Source organism: bacterium, from assembly GCA_024224155.1.
Lineage (GTDB): Bacteria > Acidobacteriota > Thermoanaerobaculia > Multivoradales > JAHEKO01 > CALZIK01.
Map to the genome: position 1 here is coordinate 1 of JAAENP010000022.1, position 21632 is coordinate 21632.

General features: G+C 65.6%; 19 protein-coding genes. 11 read left to right on the top strand and 8 right to left on the bottom strand.

The genetic code is table 11. The features are described from left to right. From GY769_02075 to GY769_02085, 3 genes are all read right to left on the bottom strand, one after another. A partial coding sequence (locus GY769_02075) for a M23 family metallopeptidase (GenBank protein MCP4200706.1) occupies positions 1 to 794 on the bottom strand: 794 nt, incomplete at its 3' end. 123 nt (positions 795 to 917) lie between these two features. Next, complete coding sequence (locus GY769_02080; GenBank protein MCP4200707.1) at positions 918 to 1415, bottom strand: YajQ family cyclic di-GMP-binding protein; 498 nt, start codon at positions 1413 to 1415, stop codon at positions 918 to 920. 39 nt (positions 1416 to 1454) lie between these two features. Next, on the bottom strand, positions 1455 to 2963 hold the full coding sequence (locus GY769_02085) for a M28 family peptidase (protein ID MCP4200708.1): 1509 nt from the start codon (positions 2961 to 2963) through the stop codon (positions 1455 to 1457). 181 nt (positions 2964 to 3144) lie between these two features. Here GY769_02085 and GY769_02090 point away from each other — a divergent pair, with 181 nt between their 5' ends. Then, on the top strand, positions 3145 to 4149 hold the full coding sequence (locus tag GY769_02090; GenBank protein MCP4200709.1) for a DUF1028 domain-containing protein: 1005 nt from the start codon (positions 3145 to 3147) through the stop codon (positions 4147 to 4149). Between the two features lie 157 nt (positions 4150 to 4306). Continuing rightward, the gene (locus GY769_02095) at positions 4307 to 5767 is read left to right on the top strand and encodes a radical SAM protein (protein ID MCP4200710.1); all 1461 of its coding nucleotides are present in this window, start codon (positions 4307 to 4309) and stop codon (positions 5765 to 5767) included. 88 nt (positions 5768 to 5855) lie between these two features. Here GY769_02095 and GY769_02100 read toward each other — a convergent pair whose 3' ends face one another. Continuing rightward, on the bottom strand, positions 5856 to 7214 hold the full coding sequence (locus GY769_02100) for a hypothetical protein (protein ID MCP4200711.1): 1359 nt from the start codon (positions 7212 to 7214) through the stop codon (positions 5856 to 5858). Here GY769_02100 and GY769_02105 point away from each other — a divergent pair. Then, the gene (locus GY769_02105; GenBank protein ID MCP4200712.1) at positions 7201 to 7560 is read left to right on the top strand and encodes a hypothetical protein; all 360 of its coding nucleotides are present in this window, start codon (positions 7201 to 7203) and stop codon (positions 7558 to 7560) included. The genes GY769_02100 and GY769_02105 overlap by 14 nt on opposite strands. Before the next feature lie 49 nt (positions 7561 to 7609). On the opposite strand, the gene GY769_02110 is transcribed toward GY769_02105, so the two are convergent. After that, positions 7610 to 8467, bottom strand: a complete 858-nt coding sequence (locus GY769_02110) for a hypothetical protein (GenBank protein ID MCP4200713.1) — start codon at positions 8465 to 8467, stop codon at positions 7610 to 7612. A 257-nt stretch (positions 8468 to 8724) separates the two neighbouring features. On the opposite strand from GY769_02110, the gene GY769_02115 reads away from it, so the two are divergent. After that, a complete protein-coding gene (locus tag GY769_02115; GenBank protein ID MCP4200714.1) occupies positions 8725 to 10470 on the top strand; it encodes a tetratricopeptide repeat protein in 1746 nt (581 codons plus the stop codon). Between the two features lie 195 nt (positions 10471 to 10665). On the opposite strand, the gene GY769_02120 is transcribed toward GY769_02115, so the two are convergent. Then, positions 10666 to 11421: an energy transducer TonB gene (locus tag GY769_02120; protein MCP4200715.1), complete on the bottom strand. Its 756-nt coding sequence runs from the start codon at positions 11419 to 11421 to the stop codon at positions 10666 to 10668. Positions 11422 to 11494: 73 nt separating this feature from the next. Beyond that, positions 11495 to 11857, bottom strand: a complete 363-nt coding sequence (locus GY769_02125; GenBank protein ID MCP4200716.1) for a hypothetical protein — start codon at positions 11855 to 11857, stop codon at positions 11495 to 11497. A gap of 32 nt (positions 11858 to 11889) precedes the next feature. Here GY769_02125 and GY769_02130 point away from each other — a divergent pair, with 32 nt between their 5' ends. The 4 genes from GY769_02130 to GY769_02145 all read left to right on the top strand — a co-directional run bounded on the left by GY769_02130 (position 11890) and on the right by GY769_02145 (position 15562). Then, the gene (locus GY769_02130; GenBank protein ID MCP4200717.1) at positions 11890 to 12255 is read left to right on the top strand and encodes a helix-turn-helix transcriptional regulator; all 366 of its coding nucleotides are present in this window, start codon (positions 11890 to 11892) and stop codon (positions 12253 to 12255) included. 127 nt (positions 12256 to 12382) lie between these two features. Beyond that, positions 12383 to 14290, top strand: coding sequence for a hypothetical protein (locus tag GY769_02135; protein ID MCP4200718.1), 1908 nt, complete (start codon positions 12383 to 12385; stop codon positions 14288 to 14290). Then, positions 14290 to 14832, top strand: a complete 543-nt coding sequence (xrtH, locus tag GY769_02140; GenBank protein ID MCP4200719.1) for an exosortase H — start codon at positions 14290 to 14292, stop codon at positions 14830 to 14832. The genes GY769_02135 and xrtH overlap by 1 nt, the downstream gene beginning before the upstream one ends. A gap of 49 nt (positions 14833 to 14881) precedes the next feature. Then, positions 14882 to 15562 (top strand): hypothetical protein, encoded by a 681-nt coding sequence (locus tag GY769_02145; GenBank protein ID MCP4200720.1) that lies wholly within the window; start codon positions 14882 to 14884, stop codon positions 15560 to 15562. Between the two features lie 120 nt (positions 15563 to 15682). On the opposite strand, the gene GY769_02150 is transcribed toward GY769_02145, so the two are convergent. Continuing rightward, the gene (locus GY769_02150) at positions 15683 to 17218 is read right to left on the bottom strand and encodes a YifB family Mg chelatase-like AAA ATPase (GenBank protein MCP4200721.1); all 1536 of its coding nucleotides are present in this window, start codon (positions 17216 to 17218) and stop codon (positions 15683 to 15685) included. 110 nt (positions 17219 to 17328) lie between these two features. Here GY769_02150 and GY769_02155 point away from each other — a divergent pair, with 110 nt between their 5' ends. The 3 genes from GY769_02155 (at position 17329) to hutU (ending at position 21352) form a co-directional block, all read left to right on the top strand. Further along, a complete protein-coding gene (locus GY769_02155) occupies positions 17329 to 17943 on the top strand; it encodes a LemA family protein (protein MCP4200722.1) in 615 nt (204 codons plus the stop codon). Positions 17944 to 17971: 28 nt separating this feature from the next. Beyond that, positions 17972 to 19492, top strand: coding sequence for a histidine ammonia-lyase (gene hutH, locus GY769_02160; protein MCP4200723.1), 1521 nt, complete (start codon positions 17972 to 17974; stop codon positions 19490 to 19492). A 195-nt stretch (positions 19493 to 19687) separates the two neighbouring features. Next, positions 19688 to 21352 (top strand): urocanate hydratase, encoded by a 1665-nt coding sequence (hutU, locus tag GY769_02165; protein ID MCP4200724.1) that lies wholly within the window; start codon positions 19688 to 19690, stop codon positions 21350 to 21352. Positions 21353 to 21632: the final 280 nt, after the last annotated feature.

Consider the following 21632-nt stretch of genomic DNA (forward strand, 5'->3'; position numbering starts at 1 on the left):
CCGCTGTTGCCCACGCGGCCGATCGAGTCGCCGCGACCCAGTCTCTGCCCCGGCTTGACATCGATCCTCGAAAGGTGCCCGTAGCGGGTCGTGACGCCGTATCCGTGCGAGATGTAAACCGCGTTGCCCAGGCCACCGACTCGTCCGGCCTCGACGACGATTCCTTCCGCCGGAGCTTGCACCGTGCGACCGGGTGCGGTAGCGATATCGATGCCTTGGTGCGCCGCCGGACGACCGGTCACCGGATCGCGCCGGCGACCGAAGCCGCTGGTCAAGATGCCCCTGACCGGCTCGATCGCCGGAGTAGAAGAAATCCAGCGCTCGCGCTCTTCGAGAGTGCCCTCGATCTGTTCGAGGTCCGAGAGCACCAGCTGGGCGCGCTCTTTGAGGAGCTCGAGGCCGCCCTGAGCCGGGATTGGAGTGCTCACTTGTCCCGGAAAGTCGGCTCCGCCGATACCGGCCTCGGCTCCTCCATCCAGACCCTCGAGCCCGGCAACGATGGCCAGTTTGTGGGTCCGATTCTCGAATTCGGCGAGCTGTCGTTCGAGGTTCCGAATGCTGCCTTCGAAGGATTCGTTGACTTTTCGGAGCTCGCCGTTCTCGTCATGGATCCGCGCGAGCTCGCTGCGGTCGATGGTGTTGGTGAAGAAGGACCACGTGGTAAACAGCGACGCCAGCGCGAGTACGACCACAGCTCCTGCGCCGACGGCCAGACGCCGGCTCGAGACTCGCCATTTGACGAACCGCGCCCGCGCATGTGGCACGAAGATGATGGTGTGCTTCGTAGGGGCCATCTCTGCCTGGGTGCTTTTTGTCGACCGACCGAAGTAGCAGCCAAATAAAAGGCGAATCGGCGGTTATTCTACTTGGCCAATATGCCCTGTCAAGGGCGCGGTGCACATTCGCTTGGCTCGAGCCTAGCGGTAGTTCTCGAACTGCATGTCGATGCCGAAATCCTCTTCCTTGAGAAGAGCGATGACCTCCTGCAGCGTGTCGCGGTCCTTGCCCGAAACGCGCACCGAATCCGCTTGGATGGCCGCCTGGACCTTGAGCTTGCTCTTCTTGATGATCTTGACGATCTCCCGAGCCTTCTCGGTGGGGATGCCCTGCTGCAGGGTGATCGTCTGGCGCACGCTGCCCTTGGCCGCAGGCTCGACCGGGCGGTAGTCGAGCGCCTTGAGCGAAACCCCCCGTTTCACCAGCTTGGACTGGAGAATGTCGATGACCGCCTTGAGTCCGTACTCCTCGGCCGAGCCCAGGACCAGCTTGGCCTCCTTGTCGTTGAGCTCGATCGACGAATTGCTGCCCTTGAGGTCGAATCTCTGGAAGACCTCCTTGAGGGCCTGGTTGACCGCGTTCTTGACCTCGTCCATCTCGACTTTCGAGACGACGTCGAATGAGTTCTGCTTCGCCATGGCCGCTAGAGTACCAGCGATTGTGCCGGGCAGGGGTCGCTAGTCCGAGCCGTTCTGTCGACCCCTGGTGTCGTCGAGCCAGTCGTTCCAGACGTTGAACGAACGCATCTGCTGCTCGAGATCCGTGGTCGCGATGAGCTCCTCGATCTCGGCGCGAGTCTGTCGAGACCAGGTGACATCGGCCTGAGCGAATCCCCACGTGACGGCGGCCACGATCGCCCCATTGAGTCGAACGGTGCGTAGGTCGCACTGATCGATGCGGTCGGACTGGGCGTGGTAGTTGGGGCCGTAGTGCGCGGGCTCGTGATTGCCCACGATGTTGGCGACGCCTTCCATCATGAAGTCGAAGTTGTCGGTGCCGACGATCGGCACGTCGATCATGGCGAACGGACCGAGGCCTCGAACCGGCTCAAGCGAGGCCTCGACTGTGGACAGGATCTGGGGGCGGCCGCCGGTGAAGAAGCCGTTGATGAGGCCGCAGCCGATGTCGAAAGACATGGCCATCACGTGGTCGTCCAGTTCGGCAGCATGACTTCGGGTGTAGCCGCGCGAGCCCCAAAGGCCCTGCTCCTCGCCATTCCACAGGGCGAAGCGCACCGTGCGCGCCGGGCGGATGCCCAGCCGCGTCATCTGTCTGGCGATATCGATCAGCAGAGAGACGTTGGCTCCATTGTCGAGGGCGCCGGTTCCCAGATCCCAAGAATCCAGGTGGGCACCGACGACCACGACCTCCTCGGGCCTGGTCGAGCCTGTGATCTCGCCGATCACGTTGTAACCCGTGTAGGCGGGGCCGGTCTCGAGGTCCAGGACAACGTTGATCGAAAGCTCCTTGCCGAGCCGAAGTAGGTCCATCGCGCGCTGGGCGGCGCCGCGGTCCAGGATCAGCATGGTCTTGGCGTCATCGCCTCGAAGCGAAGAGTTGTGCCGATAGAGCAGCCCCTCGGCACGCGAGCTCATGTAGGCAATGCCGGCCGCTCCGGCCGCAAGCGCGCGCCGCTCGATTTCGAAGGCCTCCGCGTACTCCCGAAACAGGCCCTCCACGTCGAGCAGGGGGACCGTCTCGACGAGCAGGAAGGCGCCTTTGGCGAGGTCACCGAGGCGCTCGAAGTCCTCTTCGGTACCCCTACCTCCGTCGAGAAGCGGCGCCGTGATGCCGGGCGCGGGCGCGGGAGTCGAGAACGGCATGGCCGCGGTCCCCGGGACGAGCTCGACGCCTTCGCCTCGCACGTGCACGGCGGCCGAGCTCTCGAGCCAGAGCTCGGGCATCTCGAAGGCCTCCGCCCGAGCGCTCACTCCGGCCTCGCGAAACCGGTCCAGCGCCCATTCGACCGAACGGCGGTTCGCGTCCGAGCCCGTGGCCCTGCCGCCGATCTCGCGGGTGAGCTGCCGGAGATCGCTCTCCATGGGAGTCTGCGCGAGCATCGCCGCAACCAGGCGGGCGAGCTCGGCGTCGCCGGAGTCCGCAGGTTGCGCGAGCAGGACGGCCGGCGCCGAGCCCAGAGCGAGAAGCAGACATCCGGCGAGTACGAAGCGAGCGGGCGGAACCATGGCGATCCTCACGAAGTAGATCTCCCCTGAGCGGGGCCGATCGGTGGATGCGGAGTCTAGCAACTGGCTCAGTTGAAGATGGGGCACGCCGTCAGATTGAAGGCGCTCGGCTCTCTGTGAGAATCTGTGGGCTCGGTTCTGCGGATCTGAGTGCGGGAACACATCGGAAGGAGAGGGATTCATGAAAGGTGTCTTGATCGGTTTCGCGATGCTGGCAGCGACGGCCTCGAGCCCGGCGCGGGGTGCAGCCCCACCGGAAACTCTCTCGCCACGCCGGCCGGTGCACACCTACTCGATCGTGGCCCGCGATGCCACGACCGGCGATCTCGGGGTTGCCGTGCAGTCGCACTGGTTCTCGGTCGGATCCGGGGTTTCCTGGGCAGAGGCCGGAGTTGGCGCGGTGGCCACCCAGTCGTTTACCGAGATCTCTTACGGTCCGCTCGGGCTGGAGCTGATGCGTGCCGGCAAGACCGCACCCCAAGCACTCGCTGCTCTCCTGAGCGTTGATGACAATGCCGACGTGCGACAGGTCGCGATGGTCGATCGGCACGGCAACGTGGCCGTGCATACGGGCGAGAAGTGCATTGCCGAGGCCGGCCACCTGGCGGGGGACGGATTTACCGTCCAGGCCAATCTCATGGAGAAGGACACGGTCTGGGAGGCCATGGCCGTGGCCTTCGAGGCCGCCGAGGGTGACCTGGCCGAAAGGCTGATGTCGGCTCTGGAGGCCGCGCAGGCGGAAGGTGGCGATATCCGAGGACGGCAATCGGCGGCCATCCTGGTCGTGCCCGGAACCAGCGACGGCTCTCCCTGGCGCGAGCGCAAGGTCGATCTCCGAGTCGACGATCACGGCCGGCCGCTCGAGGAGCTGCGCCGGCTCCTGGAGGTCCACCGGGCGTATGAGCACATGGACAGCGGCGACGGGTACTTCGCCGAGGGCGATATTGCCGGCGCGCTGCGGGAGTACGCCACCGCGGCCGACATGTTGCCCGAGAACGTCGAGGTCCGATACTGGCAGGCGATCACCATGATCGGAGCGGGTCGGCTGGATGAGGCCCTGCCGATTCTTCGCCGGGTGTTCGAGGAGCAACCGCGCTGGCGGACCTTGACGCCACGACTACCCACATCTGGCCTGCTGCCGGAGGACCCCGAGTTGATGCGAAGGATCATGGAAGGGTCCAAATAGAAGCGCTCGCCGGACATTCGCGTCCTGGCTCGAAACCCCGGTCTGGTCTACAATTCGCTCGTCGATCACTACTTTCGGCACGCCGGGGGAGGCGGGGAGCAAGCGCGGGTCGGGCCCGAGCCCGGCGTATGCACAGACCACCCGCGGGGACCAGCTCATGAAAGTCGCACTGCTCAAGCCGCCCAGCACCGGCGCACTGGGTCTGGACATGCTGACCTTCGTGGAGCCTCTCGGCCTGGAATGCGTCGCCGGCGCGCTCGAGCCGGACGGACACGCATGCGCCGTCGTCGACGTTCGGATCGAAGGCATGGAAAGGGGCGTGGCCAAAACGCGTGATTTCGAGCCTGACATCGTCGGACTCCAGTGCAATTTCACCACCGAGCGTTACCAGGCGCTCGAGCTGGCCCGGCTGGTAAAGGATGAGCTGCCCGATGCCTACATCGTGATCGGCGGCCACGACGCGTCACGTGATCCCAAGTGGTTTCAGCAACCCGTCTTCGACGCCGTCGCTCTGGGTGACGGTGAGGACGTGTTCCCGCCGTTGGTCGACGCTCTGGATCGCGGCGTCGATCCCAAGGAAGCGCCGGGCCTCGTGCTCAACACGAAGGACGGCCAACGCCACACGGGTCCGCCGCCGGCTCGTCATCACCTGGACGAGATGGCGCTACCGGCTCGGCACCTCATCGATGAGTACGCGCATCACTACTACCTTCAGTTCCGCAGGCCCATGGCGCTGCTCGAGACCGCCCGGGGATGCCCGTTCAAGTGCAACTTCTGCTCGGTCTGGAAATTCCATGAGAGCACGTATCGGCAGAAGTCGGCAGAGCGGATCGTCGAAGAGCTTTCGCAGATCGACTCGCCTCACGTGTTCATCACCGACGACATCTTTTGGCTCGATGTCAAGAGAGGGGAGGAGCTTGCGAAGGCGATCCACGACTCCGGCATTCGCAAGTCGTTTCTGGTCCAGACGCGCACGGACATCATCTGCAAGTTCCCGCACCTGGTTGAGATGTGGAAGGACCTCGGTTATCTGACGGCCTTCCTCGGGGTGGAGAAAGTGGACGATGCCGGTCTCAGCTCGGTGAACAAGAGCAACAGCGCCGAGAACAACGTCAGAGCGATTCAGATTCTCAAAGACCTGAAGGTCGGCTACAGCTGCAACTTCATCGTCGATCCGACCTGGGATCGGGAGGACTTCGCCCGACTGCGGAATTGGATGGACGAGATGGGGACCTACAACGCCGGCTTCACGGTGTTAACGCCGCTGCCCGGGACCGATCTCTGGGACGAAGCGAAGAAGAACGTTGCCACACTCGATTGGGAGATGTACGACCTCATCCACACGGTTCTGCCCACCGAGCTTCCCCTCGAGGAGTTCTACAGGGAGTTCGCGGGGCTCTGGAGCGCCAGCCGGGACATCTTCTTCAAGCATCGCGGCAAGCTGAGGTTCTATCTGCAGCTTGCGGGCGGTCTGGTCAGCGGCAAGATCACGCCCAAAGCAATGCGCAAAGGCTTCGACATCGCGCGGCTGCTGAGCAACCCGGACACCTTCCTCGAGGCGCACCGCAAGCGGCCGGAGGCGGTGGCCGGAGCCGCGGCCGAAGAGGCTGCGGCCTAGCCCCTGTTTTGAGGCGGCCTCCGGGCTGTGCCGTCTTCACCGTCGGCGTTCTCGGCCGCCGGTTCCGAGCGTGGTCGGGAAGAGGCCGTCAGTCGGCGCTGCCGGCGAGTTCGTAGAGCAGAGCGCCCAGGGTCCAGCCGATGGGAGTGCCCTGGACTCTCAGCGGCGCGCTGATGCGGTCGGTGTCGGCCGGAAAACCGAAACCGTCGGTGAGCAGGGTTACGATGTGGGCGGCGGCGTAGCAGTAGTTGGGCAGGTAGGGGTCGCCGGCTATTCCAGGTTCGTCGGCCACCCAGCTCACCCAATCCCTGGCGCAGAACGCCGCGCCCGCGTCAGCCAGGGCTTCGGGTCTCATCCGCTCATCGAGGCTGAAGAAGTCGGCCGCGTAGGCATAGACCGACAGCGCCAGGAAGTCTCCGTAGAGAGGAGGCTGGTAGGCACCGAAGAGAGAGCAAGGTCGCTCGTCTTCGGGACAGGCTTCGGCCAGGCGGGTCCGGATCGCCAGCCGGCAGCCGTCGAAATCACCCGTGCCGGGTCCGTGGGCCGTCGGGTAACCGACGAGAAAGCACGCGGACGAGCCCACGGTCTCTCGGGCCTGATCCTGGCCGAGACCGATGTAGCTCTTCGTGTACAGGTGGTAGGCGTTCCGGCCGAGAGAGACCGTCTGGCCGTGCTGCTTCGGAAAGTCGAGCGGTTGAAAGGTGATCTGGGTCGAGGCACCGCCCAGGTCCAGGGCGCCCACCGTGGGGAAGCTCCCTCCGTGCTCGAGGTGGCCGAGCACGTAGTTGACGGTAATCCAGCCGTAGACGCCCTCTTCGGCACCGCTGATCACCCGGGCCGACGTGGTCCCGAAAGGCGTCGTTTCGAGGTAGCTTTCGAGGCTCGCAAGAATCGCCTCCCGGTCGGTCGGCTCGAGTAGCCTCATGCCGGCGGTGGCGCGCACGAAGAGCGCGGCCTTCGTGAGCGTGCTGGGTTCGGCGCCGATCTTCTCCAGGGCGAATTCGACCAACGGCTCGAGCGAGGCCGCCGCTTGGGCGGGCCGTCCGGCGTAGTCACCCAGGCCGGGCTTGACACGCTTCTCCCAACTGTCCTCGTGGGCACCGCCTTCCGCTCGAGGTGCCGCCACTACGCGCGGCAGCCGGCCGGCGACTCCGGGCCGCCACTCGAAGATCTGGAGCGTGGAAGCGCTGCTGGAGGCGTCGATAACGAGGGCGTAGCGCCAACTCCGGTCGCCGGAATCGGGAGCGGGCTCGGTCGGGGGTCCGGGCGCCGACGCGCAGGAGAGGCTGAAGAGGACGAGGACTGCGCTGCAGCCGGCCGCCAAGCGAGCCCGGAACGGGGTGGTTCTCGGGTTACAGATCACAGCGGTGATTGTACCGGCTGGCTCGAGCCGCTCTGCCAGCGGAAGGCGGGTCTCGTCGTGCGTAGAATGGGTGGTCCTGAGCACCGACATGACCTTCCTGCATTTCATCCCGATCGTTCTCAGCCTTCTCGTCCTGGGAGCGCATTTTCTGCGCGGGGGCAGCCTGCTGACCGTCATCGGCATGTTTGGCCTCCTGGGGCTTCTCGCGGTCCGGCGGGCGTGGGTTGCTCGCCTCGTGCAGGTGGTGCTGATCCTCGGGGCCCTCGAGTGGTTTCGAACGCTCGTCGTGCTGGCGCTACGGCGGAGCGGACAGGGAGAGCCCTTTTTGAGGATGGCTCTCATTTTGGGAACGGTCGCCGCCATCACCTTGGCCTCGGCTTTGTTGTTCGAGTCGTCAGCCCTGAAGAGGTTGTATCGGGGAGGCCCCTAGCACCGAGGAGGCCGGCTCGCTTGGAGCTAGGCGCGTGGGCCGCTGGAGCTCAAGGGGCCGGTGCCGCGCGGTGCCGCGGATCGGAGTCGTCGATCGCGGCACCGGGAGGCATGGCCAGCCGCGAGGCGTCGAACGGCTCGCGGAAGGAGACGTCCCGGACGAAGTGGTCACCGTATGAGTCTCCAGTCGGGCTCAGCGTGCGGTAGCGGGCAGGTACCGTGAGACCGTCCACCGTGACGTACTCGTCGTAGACTTTGAAAAAGGGTCCGACCCGAGTGGCTTCCGGCGGCAGGCCGAACAGATCCAGCATGGCGGCGTAAGTGACGATGTACTCGGTTCCCTTCATGACGTGGGTCTCTGGATCGATGAAAAGAACGTAGTAGTCGTCCGGCGTGTCTCCCGTCGAAGGAGCGAACGTCATCGTGACGGTCAGGTACTCCTTTGGGTCCCCCGGGATCATGCCCGTGCCGGATCCCTCCAGACGCACTCCCGGGTCCTGGGTCAACCAGGGGAGATTCAGGAAGTAGTAGGCGAGGTGGGTGTGAAACTTGGGCGGATTGTCCCGCTTCCAGTTCAGCGACCAGGTTCGCGCGCCATCGTAGGCCATGCGTGCGTTATCGCGGGGCCAGTCCAGATAGGCGCGGCGGCGCCCCTGCTCGATGGTCTCCCGGGAGACCCAGGGATCCTTTGGGTCCGCAGGGTTCACGTAGGTGTGCTCATAGCTGATGGTCGGTGCTCGGTGCCAGGCCTCCATACCGCCGTGGGCCTCGATCGTGCGCTGGATCACGTCTGCGGCTGTCATCGAGGTTTCGGCTCCCGCCAAGGAAGCGGCCGGAAGACCCAGCGCTTCCGCCAGAGCGGCGAAGGCGATCAGGAAGCGAACAGGGCATTTCGTGATGGAGAGCACCGTTGGGACTCTCCGAAGCGTTTGAGAAGGTGACTTCATGACGCGACGATGTCGTTGATCCTTCGGAGGCACAATGCTCCCCATCTCATCGCCGAAGACGCTCAATATCATCTCGTAAACCCTTCAAAATCAGTTATTTGGCCGCGAACCTCAAGGCGGCACTCCGGGGGAATAGTAGACTGGCGCCGGCGGTTGGCCTCTTGGAGCAGAGCTTCTCTACGGGGCTGTGCCATTGCTGCATGTCTCAGAAGATCGGTTTGCGTCGAGACCGACACATCCTGCGTTTCGGCCTCTTTGAGGCGGATCTGGAAACCGGCGAGCTGTGGCGGCGCGGGCTGACGGTGCCATTGCAGGAGCAACCGTGGCAGGTCCTGTCGGTCCTCCTCGACCGAGGCGGCGGCCTGGTGACCCGTGATGAGCTGACCCGGTCCCTGTGGCCCGAGGGCCACCACGTCGATGCCGAGCACGGTCTCAACGCTGCGGTGAACAAGCTCCGGGACGCTCTGGGCGATTCGGCCGCCAACCCTCGTTTCATCGAAACCGTACGCCGACGCGGCTACCGGTTCCTTGCTCCCGTCCATGCGTCCAGGCCCTCGGAAGGCTCCCGGGGTCGGGAGCTGCTCGCGGCGCTGCCTTTCGAGAGCGCTGGTGGGGAGGCGGACCTCGAAGACTTCGCCGATGGCCTCACGGAGGAGATGATGACTCGGCTCGGGGGTCTAGCTCCACAACGGCTCGCGGTCATTGCCCGCACCTCGGTTCAGCAGTTCAAGGGCCGAGCGCCGACAGCCGACAGGCTCGGCGAGGAGTTGGGGGTAGACCATGTTCTCCAGGGGGTCGTTCGCCGGTCCGGGGAACGGGTGCGGGTTAGTGCTCAACTCGTCGCCACCGCGGATCAGACCCTCTTGTGGGCCGAGAGCTACGAGCACCCGCTGACGGACGTTTTTACGTTGCAGCGGCAGATCACCGAGGACGTGGCCGGCTCTCTGGCACGGGCGCTCCTGGGAGAGCCGGTTGCGGCTCCCTCCGAGCCGCTCCCGGCGCCCGCGGCCCGCCGGAAGCTCCTCGAGGGCTTGCGACTCTTCAACGAGCGAACCCAGGACAGCCTGGCTCAGGCTTTGGTGCATTTCCGGCGAGCCGTCGAGGCGGACCCGGGCTACGCCGCCGCCCATGCCGCTCTCGCCGGTGCCCACAACATGGCCGTGGAGTACGGACTGCTGGCGCCGCAGCAGGGCTTCTCGCGGGCTCGCACCGCTGCCGAGCACGCGCTAGGCCTGGCTCCCGGGCTCGCCGAAGCCCATGCCGAGCTGGCCTTCCTGCGCCACCGCTGGGACTGGGACTGGGATGGTGCCGAGGCCGCCTACGACCGCGCCCTGGAACTGAACTCCAATCTGGCTTCGGTTCATCGGAATCGGGCGGAGTTCCTCTCCCAGATGGGACGTCACGTCGAAGCCCTCGAGGGGGTGCGGCAAGCTCGCAGGCTCGATCCTCTGTCACGAATCGTGGGTGCCGTGGAGGGCTGGTTGCTGTACCACGCCCGTCGGTTCGAGGAAGCTGCCGAGGTGGCCCGCCGGATCTGCGAGCTCGATCCCCGCTTCCCGGTGGCGGCTTTCGTCCTGGGCCGAGCGCGCCTCCAGCAGGGTCGCTCCGAGGAGGCCGTGGAAGCCTGCCGCCGGGCCGTAGAGCTATCCGGCGGCAGCCCGTTCACCCTGGCCGGTCTGGGGGTCGCCTGCGCCGCCTCCGATCGTCGGCAAGAGGCACAGGTGGTCCTGGCTCAGCTGACGTCGCCTGGGAGGTCCGCCCCGGAAACGGCGCCGTCCCCGTTTCTCCCGGCCAAAGTGCATCTCCACCTGGGGGGAAGGGCAAAGGCCCTGGATCTGCTCGAAGAGGCTTGTGAGACCCGCTCCAGCTGGATGGTCGATCTAGGCGTGGATCCGGAGCTCGACCCGCTGCGTCCGGAACGCCGCTTTCGAAGACTACTGGCACGCATGAGATTGCCGGGCTGAGCCGGGAGACATAGTCGGTGCAGGCTAGGATGCCTCCGCTCGCACCGGTCTTTTTTCACGGTTTCCAAGAGCCGAGCCTCTCAGGCTGGACCGAGGCCGAAGGAAGAGTGCTCCTGGCCGGTGAGCCAGTCATCGCGGCTGCCGGACCGTATTTGGTTCATGTTGAGTTCATACGACGTGCGCATGAGTGTGCCTCTACGGTTCGAATCTGATGACCAGATCGGTCCAGGTCTCGATAAACGCCTCGTTCTCGGTGGCGGGCATCCATCGCGTGTCTTTGGCGGCCGCCAGGGCCGCCTCGTCGAAGCCGGTTCCTACGGGTCCGCCGTCGAGCTTGACCTCCTTGACGTTGCCGTCGACCCCGATCAGCACCTTGACTCGGACTTGTGCCCTTAGCGCTTGCCGTCGGGCGGCCATCGGGTATCTCGGCCGCGGCAGGCGGATGAGCTGTGCCTCAGTCCTCTGGACGATCTCGGGTTCCGGCTCGCTGATTGGGGGCAGGAGCGCTAATTCTTGCGCCCCGTCGGCGTTTTCGTTGGGGAGTGCGAGGCTGTCTTCAAAATCGGCAGCGAAGTTCTCAGCTTCGTAGTCGGGCTCGGAAGCGTCGTCGATCGGCGGGGCTTCACTCAACCGGCTCGACCCGAGCGGTGCCGCGGGAGCTTCTAGTGCCGAGGGCTCGAATCGCTGCTGCCGTGGTCCGGATACTGTTGCCGCAGACTTGTCGATTGTCGGGATCAGACGTGGCGCAATGGAGTCCATGTTCTCTATTGCGGTGACCACGAGAAGGGCGAGAGTGACTGCGCCAAAGGATACGCTGAACCCCACCTTGAACGGACTGCGCTCGGAGGTCTGCCTTGACTCGGTGACGACTGGAGTGTCGCGTTCGAGGGGTTCGCCCGATTCGGTGGTGGACGGATTGTCAAACTTGGCGTGGTTTAGTTCGCCGTGCATCGTACAAAGCTCCAGGTGACCCGGACGTCTGAGTCTAGATCGCTCTCGTCCACCGGACAGCGCAGTTCTTCACTCAGACTGGAGATTGGCTTTTCTGGGACGCTGGGCCTTGGAGCGCCCAATCCGGCGGTCTGGCTCTCGAGAGCCGCGCCATTTGTACCCGTCCCGCGCCGTCGAGCAGGGTCTGAGCGGAGGAGGAGAGCCGGCGCCGATAGTTCTCGACCTGAAGCGGCGAGCAGTAGCACTCGTGGCGGCGATCGCCGTGATGGCCGCACGGGCAGGGTTGCGTTCCCACAACGTCCAGCTGAGAGGACGGAAACCGGTGCCCGAGGGGTATCCGCGCGTTCCGAGGCCACTTCACGGCCCAAGACCACGCGCCGCTGAAAACCGATTTCCTACTCCGCGACCCCCGGTTGGGAGTAGGATCGAGGATCAGAGCGTGGTTAGGGTCTCACGAAGGGAGGGCGAATGTCTGAGAGCGATCGCGTCAACGGAGCGGTCTTTTCCTACTACGAGCGGCTCGGCAACGTGAGGTCGTTCGTCGAGCAGAACCTGGCGGAACCGATCGGGGTTCCGCGAGCAGCCAAGGTGGCAGGGCTTTCGCCGGGCTATTTCGGGAGCTTCTTCAAGGCAAAGACCGGCGTGCGTTTCGATAGCTGGCTGGCATCGCTGCGCATCGAGCGAGCCAAGGAGAGGCTCTGCCGGCGCAACGAATCGATCACCCAGCTCGCGTACTCTCTCGGTTTTCGCGAGCTGCGGACCTTTGAGCGCAGTTTCAAGCGAGTCACCGGCCAGAGTCCCCAGGCCTTCAAGCGTAGTCACCGGCCCGGCTGACCGCTGAAGATCTGTCGGTTCTTGCTGGCGGAATGTCGGCTTTCGCCGACAAAGCGTCGCGCTAATCTTAGTCTTCTGCGTTAGGTTAGTGCCAGCAATCCAGAAACAGCACTGAGAGGAGGACTGTATGCACGTCCAGCGCAACGTAGCTGCCATCCTGATTCTGGCCTTGGTTCTGGCACCGCAAGTAGCCTGGAGCCAAGACGACGAGTCTGGAACGACCCAGGAATACGAGGCCCAGACCGCCTCGGTGCCGGCGCCTGCTGGCTCTACGCGCTCCCTGGCCATGGAGCCGCCGTCCGATCCGGCCGCCGAGCGCGAACGGCGAGACGCTCTGCTCTCCGATCACCTTCGCCCGGGACCCCTGGGTGAAAGCTCGGCGCGATCGCTGGCTATGCCGCCGCCGGCGCCACCGCTCAACACGCCGGTCACTTCGCCGTCGGTTGCGATCAGCACCAACAACCCGCTGGGGAATCCAGCGACCAACAGCGTCACCTCGACGGTTCTCGAGCCCAGCTTGGCGGTCCGGGGACAGGAGGTCCTCTACACGTCGAACTGGTTCGCCAGCTTTTCGACGGACGGCGGCGCGAGCTTCAGCTACGTGAATCCCAGCACGACGTTCCCGGCCATTCCGGGCCAGCCGTTTTGCTGCGACCAGGTGGCGATCTACGACCCGAGCAACGACATGATGATCTGGTTCCTGCAGTACGTGAAGGACGCCAATCAAAACACCGCTCGGGTGGCGGTCGCGGTCGGTGCCGACATCGCCAACCAGCAGTGGAGCTTCTACGACTTCACTCCGTTGGGCGTCGGTGGGTGGAACAACGAGTGGTTCGATTTTCCCGATCTGGCGTTGAGCGACAATTTCCTCTACGTCACCACCAACGCCTTCACCACCACCACCAACAACTTCACTCGCGCCGTGATTCTGCGCCTGTCGCTCGCCGAAATGGCTGCCAATGCGGCTCTGAACTTCACCTTCTTCAACTCGACGGTTGATTTCAGCCTGCGCCCGACACATGGCGCCACGGACACGATGTACTTCGCCAACCACCTCACCACCGACACCATCCGGGTCTTCGCCTGGCCGGAAAGCGGGAACGCGCTGACCAGCACCGACATCATGGTCCAGCCGTGGAGCAACGCGTCGCGGGCCGGGGCGGGACCGGACGGACCTTGGCTGGGTCGCTCCGATCCCCGGATCACGGCTGCCTGGCTCAGGGGCGGCGTCGCCGGCTTCGGCTGGTCGGCCGCACAGGGCTTCGGCTTCGCCCATCCGCAGGTTCGAGTCGCCCTGGTCGACACTGCTTCGATGGCCCTGGTTGGAGAGCCCCACCTGTGGAATCCGAATTTCGCATACGCGTATCCCGCGGCGAGCACCAACGGCAACGGTGAGGTCGGCGTCTCGGTCTTCTTCGGTGGTGGAACCCACAGCCCGAGCCACGCCGTCGGCACTTTCGACGGTACCGGCAACTGGCAGATCCAGACCACAGTCAACGGCACCCACTCGCCGGACAACAACAAGTGGGGCGACTATCTGACCGTGAGGCCCGATCCGAACGACGCGGACGCCTGGTTCGCGACCGGCTACAGCTTGCAGGGCGGCGGCAACGGTTCGAACATCGAGCCTCGATTCCTCCGCTTCGAGACGGGCGTGGCCGCCAAGACGATCTCGGTAAGCAACCTCAACCCCGTGACCCTGGACGTCGGAGACACGACGACGATCCAGGCCACGGTAACGCAGGGCGGCACTCCGGTGCCGGGTGAGACCGTGTCGTTCAGCGCGAGTCCGGCGGGCATCGTCACGCTCAGCGCGGCGTCGGCGCTGACCGATGCAGCGGGCGTCGCAACGACGATGGCCACGGCGGCAGCCGACGGCGATGCCAGCGTCTCGGGCTCGATACCCGGTGATTCGGACTCCGCTATCGTCAAGGTCCCGGATCTGTCCACTCTCGGTCTGCTACTCGTGCTCGGTGCGATACTTGCGATCGGCCTCTATTCTCGTCGTCGCAGAGGGGAGGCTGGCGGGCGGTAATGGCCGGCGGACGAGCGCTCGGCGGTTTCCTCATCGCGGTCGCGCTGTTCGCGGCCGCGGTGCCCTTCTTCTATCGAGAGGACGTTCTGGGCGAGCCGCTCGCGCCGTTGGTACTGCTGACCGCGAAGACCACCTACGGGGTGCTCCAATGGGCCGGTATCGCCGTAGCTCGTGACGGTCCGATTCTCTCCGCGCCCGGAGGCTTCGCCTACGAGGTCTACTACCGCTGCACGGGCTTTCTACCGGTGCTGTGCCTTACGGTGGGCGTGTTGGCCTTTCCCGCGCCGATTCGGCGCAAGCTGGTGGGGCTCGCTATCGGCATTCCGCTTCTGCTCGGCTTTAATCTCGTGCGCCTTGTGCACCTCTTTCAAATAGGTGTCACCAGGCCGGACCTCTTCGACCTGGCGCACACCTATTTGTGGGAGGCGGCGACGATTTTGAGCGTCGCTGTCGTCTGGCTCGGCTATGTGGCGTGGTACGGCGCGCCGGATCGCGCCTCGAGAGCCACCGGTCCGAGACTTGCACGTCGAGTACGAGTGTGAAGGCGAGTTTCGTCGGTGAGGATCAACAGAGCATAGAAGAGGAACGATCATGCGGAACGACGACTCCGTCCGTGGTCTGATTGCGGTCGCGGTGAGCGTGGCGCTCGCCGCATCGGCGGTGGCTCCGGGCCTCTCCTGCGCCGGCGCGGCCAGAGAGTCGCCGGCCGAGTCACAGGCCGACGAAGGAACTGGCGCCCAGGAAGCCGAAGGAAAGGCGAGTGCAGCGATGAAGCGAGACGAAGTCTATCGGCGCGCCTTGACCGACTTTGAGCGGCTCGCCAAGGCTCGAGAGCAGCAGCCGGCGGACGTCGAGGCGCTGCTGGCCATCGCTTCGGACCTGCGCGGTGTGATCGACCAGTTGCGTGAGGCGTCCGAGGGCGAATCTCCGGTCCAGACCACTCGCCACGAGACCGGCGCCGGCACCGCGGCTCCCGCCGGCCGGGGCACGCCGTCGGCCGAGCCGACCTCCGCGGAGGACGCCGAGGCGCGGCGGCGTGCGACCGATCAGTTTCTGAGTGTTCCAGTGCCCGAAGCGGGCGCCCACCCGCCGACTCTCGCCCACGTCTCCGACGAGCGTGTCCGCGAGGCCTGCCGCGAGGCCGGAGACGAGCTCGCCTGCCTGGAGACGCACTGGCGTGCCGGTGGCGACGATACCGACGCAGTCCAGGCTTGCATCTCGAGCCTCGAGACGATCCTGCGCGGGATGTCTCGACCGTCCGAACGCCGCTGAACGCCACTGGATCGACGCGCAGTCCGGCTGCGCGGCGGGGAAAGCCGGGAACGATGAGTGACGTGATGCGGTAGGCCGGGAACGACGACGCGAGCTAGCCTGGCCATTCGTAACTGTCCCTCAATGGCAGAGGCGGCGATCCAGGCTCCGGTACTGGATCGCTTCCGCCACATGCGCAGGGCCGATCTGGTCGCCGCCCGAAAGGTCGGCGATGGTGCGGGCGACCTTGAGGATTCTGGTGAGAGCCCGGGCGGAGAGGCCGAGCCTCTCGAAGGCGCTGTCGAGGAGGGTCTGAGCGGAGCTGTCGAGTTGGCAGTGCGCTCGCAGGTTGGCGTTGCCCATGTTGGCGTTGCAGGGGACCGCCAGCGAGCCTTCGAGCCGCCGCTGCTGCCGGCTGCGCGCCTCGAGTACCCGAGCCGCTACGGTCTCGGAGGTCTCGCCGCCGGGGGAGCGCAGGTCCTTCAACTCGACCGCCGGCACCTCGACGTGAAGATCGATGCGGTCGAGAAGGGGACCCGAGACTCGGCGGCGATAGTTCTCGACCTGTAGCGGCGAGCAGTAGCACTCGTTGCGGCGATCGCCGTGATGGCCGCACGGGCAGGGATTCATGGCCGCCAGGAGCGCGAACCGGGCCGGGAAGCTCAGCCGCGCTCGCATTCGGACGACCGTCACCGAGCCGCCCTCGAGCGGCTGGCGCAAGGCCTCCAGCGCGTCGCGCTTGAACTCCGGCAGCTCGTCCAGGAACAGAACTCCGGTGTGCGCGAGACTGACCTCGCCGGGCTTGGGCAGGGAGCCGCCGCCGATCATGGCGGCGGTCGACGTTCCGGTGTGCGGGCTGCGAAACGGGCGCAGCCCGACCAGTCCCGACGGTGGCCGGTCAGACACCATCGACACGATTTTGGTGAGCTCGGTGGCCTCGACGAGGGAGAGCGGCGGAAGCAGGGCGGGAAGACAGCGAGCGAGCATGGTTTTGCCGGCTCCCGGAGGACCGATGAAAAGCAGGTTGTGCCCGCCACCGGCGGCGATCTCAAGGCAGCGCTTGGCGGTCTCCTGCCCCCGCACGTCCGAGAGATCGATTCCACTTTCGGAGGCGCTGCCGCCGTTGCCGGAAAAGCCTCGCGTACCGCGGGTGGCTCGGACGCGCCTGATGCCCAGGAGGTGCTCGAGCGTCTCGGTGAGGGAGTCGACACCGATCACCGGAAGGGCGTCGAGAGCCGCGGCCTCGCCGGCGTTGGCCGTCGGTAGGATCAGCTCGCGAGCTTCTAACTCGCGCCCGAGGTCCGCGATCGCGAGACCGCCGCGAATGGACCGGACGCCACCGTCGAGCCCGAGCTCGCCGCAGAAGAGGCGACCTTCCAGGCTCTCGGGCGGCAGCTGTTCGAGCGCCGTGAGCAGGCTCAGGGCAATCGCGAGGTCCAGGTGATTGCCGGCCTTTCGGATATCGGCCGGCGCCAGGTTGACGACAATCGAGCGCGGCGGCAGCGGGAAACCGCAGTTCTTGATTGCGGCGCGGACTCGCTCCCGGCTCTCGCGAACGGCGGTATCGGGCAGGCCGACGATCTGGATCTGAGGTAGGCCGTTCTGGACGTCGACCTCGACGTCCACGGGGCGAGCCTCGATTCCCCAAGGTGTGGCCGCTGTGGCGCGCGCGAGCATGTCATCGGGGAAGACGCGGATCGTCGCAGGTTTCTGGTGCTGGCTTGCCATAGAATCGGGTCGGGATCGCGAGCCGCGCATTCTGCGCGGGCGAGAAAGGACTTCAGACGATGAAAGCTGCTGTCGGGTGTTTGTTGGCTGTTTTGGGGCTCGTGGGACTGGTTGTCTTCTGGGTCTTCGGGGCCTACAACGGATTGGTGGGAGCCGAAGAGCGCGTCACCACCGCGTGGGCACAGGTCGAGACTGCGTACCAGCGCCGGGCCGATCTGATTCCCAATCTGGTGGCGACCGTCAAGGGCGCGGCGGACTTCGAACAGGAGACGCTGAATCAGGTGATCGCAGCCCGGTCCAAAGCGACGCAGGTTGGTATCGAGGCTACTCCCGACCTGCTCAACAACCCGGATGCATTCGCGCGTTTTCAGCAGGCTCAGGACGGTCTGTCGTCGGCTCTCAGTCGGCTTCTGGTGGTGGTCGAGCGCTATCCCGAGCTCAAGGCGGTAGCCGCCTTTCAGGACCTGATGGTTCAGCTCGAGGGCACCGAGAACCGGATCTCGGTCGAGCGGAACCGCTTCAACGAAGCGGCTCGGGCCTACAACACGCGGATTCGCCGGGTACCGACGGCGTGGTTCATCGACCTACTCGGCTGGCCCTTCGAGGCCAAGAGCTACTTCGCCTCGCAGCCGGGTGCCGAAGAAGCGCCGGCAGTGGACTTTCAGTCGGAGTAGGGCCGCTTCGGTCCAACCGCGCACCTCGATGCTCGAAATTTCCGGCCACGGCTTGACCCTCGAGGCTTTTGATCGCGTCACGGTGGGCGGTGAGACTGTCGCTCTCGCGGACTCGGCGCGGGAGCGGGTGAGACGGGGGCGAGGTGCGATCGAGGAGATCCTGGCTCAGGACAAGCCGGTCTACGGCGTCAATACCGGCTTCGGTCTGCTGGCGGACCACCGGATCAGCAACGACCAACTTGCGGACCTCCAGCGGCGACTGCTGCTGAGCCACGCCGCCGGAGCCGGGCGAGCGCTTCGGCCGGGCAGCGTCCGCGGCATGCTCCTCCTGAGGGCCAACACGCTCGCTCAGGGGCACTCCGGAGTGCGCTCGCGGATCATCGACAGGCTGCTCGACTTCCTGAACCTGGGCCTGCTTCCGGTCGTTCCGAGCCGCGGTTCGGTGGGAGCCTCCGGGGATCTCGCACCCCTGGCTCACCTGGCTCTGCCGGTGATCGGCGCGGGCTCGCTCACGGTCGAAGGAGTCGAGAGACCCGCCGCCGAGGCCCTGCTCGAGGCCGGTCTCGAACCGCTGACGCTCGAGGCCAAGGAGGGGTTGGCGCTCATCAACGGAACCCAAGCCATGACGGCGCTCGTGGCGCGTGGCGCTCTCTCTGCTCGGCGCCAGGCCAAGATCGCGGATCTGGTCGGGGCGCTCTCGACCGACGCCATTCGGGGCACGGACGCCGGCTTCGACGCGCGCGTACACAGGCTGCGACCGCATCCTGGGCAAGAGACGAGCGCGGCCAATCTCTGGAAGCTCTTTCAGGGATCGGGGATTCGCGAGTCTCATCGCGTCGACGATCTGCGGGTGCAAGACCCCTACAGTTTTCGCTGCATGCCGCAGGTCCACGGCGCCGTTCGCGACGTTCTGGCGGATGTCGAGCGCAAGCTCGAGATCGAGATGAACTCGGTCACCGACAATCCGTTGGTGTTCCCTGACGGTCCCGGAGGCGGCCAGGTCGTATCCGGGGGCAACTTCCATGGTGAGCCGATGGCGCTGGCGGCGGACTTTCTCAGCATCGCGGTGGCCGAGCTCGGGTCGATCAGCGAGCGGAGAATCGAGCAGTTGACCGACCCGAAGTTCTCGGACCTGCCGGCGTTCCTGGTCGAGAACTCGGGCTTGAACTCGGGTTTCATGATCGCGCACGTCACCGCCGCGGCGCTTGCCAGCGAGAACAAGACGCTCTGCTATCCGGCTTCGGTCGACAGCATCCCGACCTCCGCCGGTCAGGAAGACCATGTCTCGATGGGGATGGGTGCGGCCTTGAAGCTCGGCCGGGTGCTCGACAACACGCTGCGTATCCTCGCCATCGAGCTTGTGGCAGCCTGCCAGGGGATCGAGTTTCGGCGGCCGCTCGAGAGCAGCCCCGTGCTCGAGGCCGTGTTTCGGGACGTCCGCGCCGTGGTGCCGAAGTGGACCGAGAATCGGGTCATGGCCGACGACCTGCGCGCCGGCGAGGAGTTCCTTCGCTGCGAAGTCGAGCCGCACATCGAAGGGCTGGAGTAGGTCCAATACCGGGAGAGGCCGGCTGCGTGCCTCCTGGAGCGAAGCCTCTCCGTGCGAGCGAAAGGAGGGCACCGGCGGCCTGCTATCGGCCTGATCTAACGCAGAGTCGGTCGACACGGTGCTCGACCACTACAAACGTTCTCGAGCGAGGCCAGGAACCAAGCCAGTAGCCCGACCTGGCGGTACAATTCAGGCATGCCTGAAACGATCGCAGCACCCCGAACGATCAGAGCGCCCCGAGGAACCGATCTCTCCTGCAAGGGCTGGCAGCAAGAGGCCGCTCTGCGCATGTTGATGAACAACCTCGACCCGGATGTGGCCGAGCTTCCGAAACAGCTGATCGTCTACGGTGGCTCGGGCAAGGCGGCCCGCAACTGGGAATGCTTCGAAGCGATTGTCCGAACCCTGAGACGCTTGGAAAACAACGAGACGCTTCTGGTTCAGTCGGGCAAGCCCGTGGCGGTTTTTCTCACGCATCCAGGGGCGCCGCGCGTGCTGATCGCCAACTCGCTGCTGGTGCCGCACTGGGCGACCGCTGACGAGTTCCGCCGGCTGGAGGGTCTGGGGCTGACCATGTTCGGCCAGATGACCGCCGGCTCCTGGATCTACATCGGCACGCAGGGAATCCTCCAGGGCACTTACGAGACCCTGGCCGAATGTGCGCGTCAGCACTGCGGCGGATCGCTCAAGGGTCGGCTCACCGTTACCGCGGGCCTGGGCGGCATGGGTGGCGCTCAGCCGCTCGCGGTGAGCATGAACGAAGGCGTCGCGCTGATCGCCGAGGTCGATAGACATCGCATCGGGCGGCGCCTCGAGACCCGGTATTTGGATCGCGTGGCCGTGAACATCCCTGGCGCCGTGTCGGAGGCGTTGGCCGCCCGTGAGCGTGGCGAGGCCGTCTCGATCGGCGTCGAGGCCAACGCCGTGGATCTGCTCGAGTATCTGGTTCAGGAGGGCATCGTCCCGGATGTGCTGACCGACCAGACCTCTGCGCACGACGCCCTCGAGGGCTACGTGCCGCAAGGGGTCTCCTACGCGGAAGCTCTAACGCTTCGAGCCGCGGATCCGCAGAAGTATATGCGCCGGTCGATGGCCTCGATGGCCGCGCACGTGCGGGCGATGCTCGAGCTCCAACGGCGAGGTGCTGTGACCTTCGACTACGGCAACAACCTGCGAGGCCAGGCGCTCGAGGCCGGAGTGGAGGACGCCTTCGGTTTCGAGGGCTTCGTTCCGCTCTTCATGCGGCCGCTCTTCTGCGAGGGCAAAGGACCCTTCCGGTGGGCGGTGCTCTCCGGGGACGAGGACGATCTAGCCGCGACCGATGAAGCGATTCTCGATCTGTTCCCGGACGACGAGGCTCTCGGCCGATGGATTCGCCTGGCGCGCGAGCGGGTCGCCTTCCAGGGTCTTCCGGCTCGAATCTGCTGGCTGGGATATGGCGAGCGGGCCCGCGCCGGCAAGGCATTCAATGACCTCGTGGCGTCGGGACGAGTCAAAGCGCCGATCGTGATCGGCCGCGATCACCTCGATTGCGGTTCGGTCGCGTCGCCGAATCGAGAGACCGAAGGTATGAAGGACGGTTCGGACGCGATCGGGGACTGGCCGATCTTGAACGCGCTCTTGAACGCGGTCAACGGCGCGACCTGGGTCTCCGTGCATCATGGCGGCGGAGTCGGCATCGGCTACTCGCTGCACGCCGGCATGGTGGTCGTCTGTGACGGCAGCCAGGAGGCCGAAGAGCGACTCGAGCGGGTGCTGACCGGTGATCCGGGCATGGGCATCGTTCGGCACGTCGACGCCGGCTACGAAAAGGCGGTCGAATGGGCGCGGAGTCACGATGTCGACGTGCCCATGCTGTAGCCGACGGGCTCGGTGAAAAGGTCAGGCTAGGCATATCTTGCCGAAAGCAGCCCCGTCAGGCATGCCGGTTGCACGTTCAGCGCGCGGTAGGGGACCGTTGACTTCTTCAAGCCCGAGCGGGTTGCGGTGGCGGGGCGCTTTGGCGGCCACGGCCGCCGCCGTTGCCGTTGTGTTGCCCGAGCCCTGGCGGCTCGTCGTCCTCGGAGCCTCGGTTCTTTGTTGGTTCGCGCTCCGGCCCGGCCGTCGCCGACTCGTGGTCGCGGGGCCTCTGTTCCCGCTC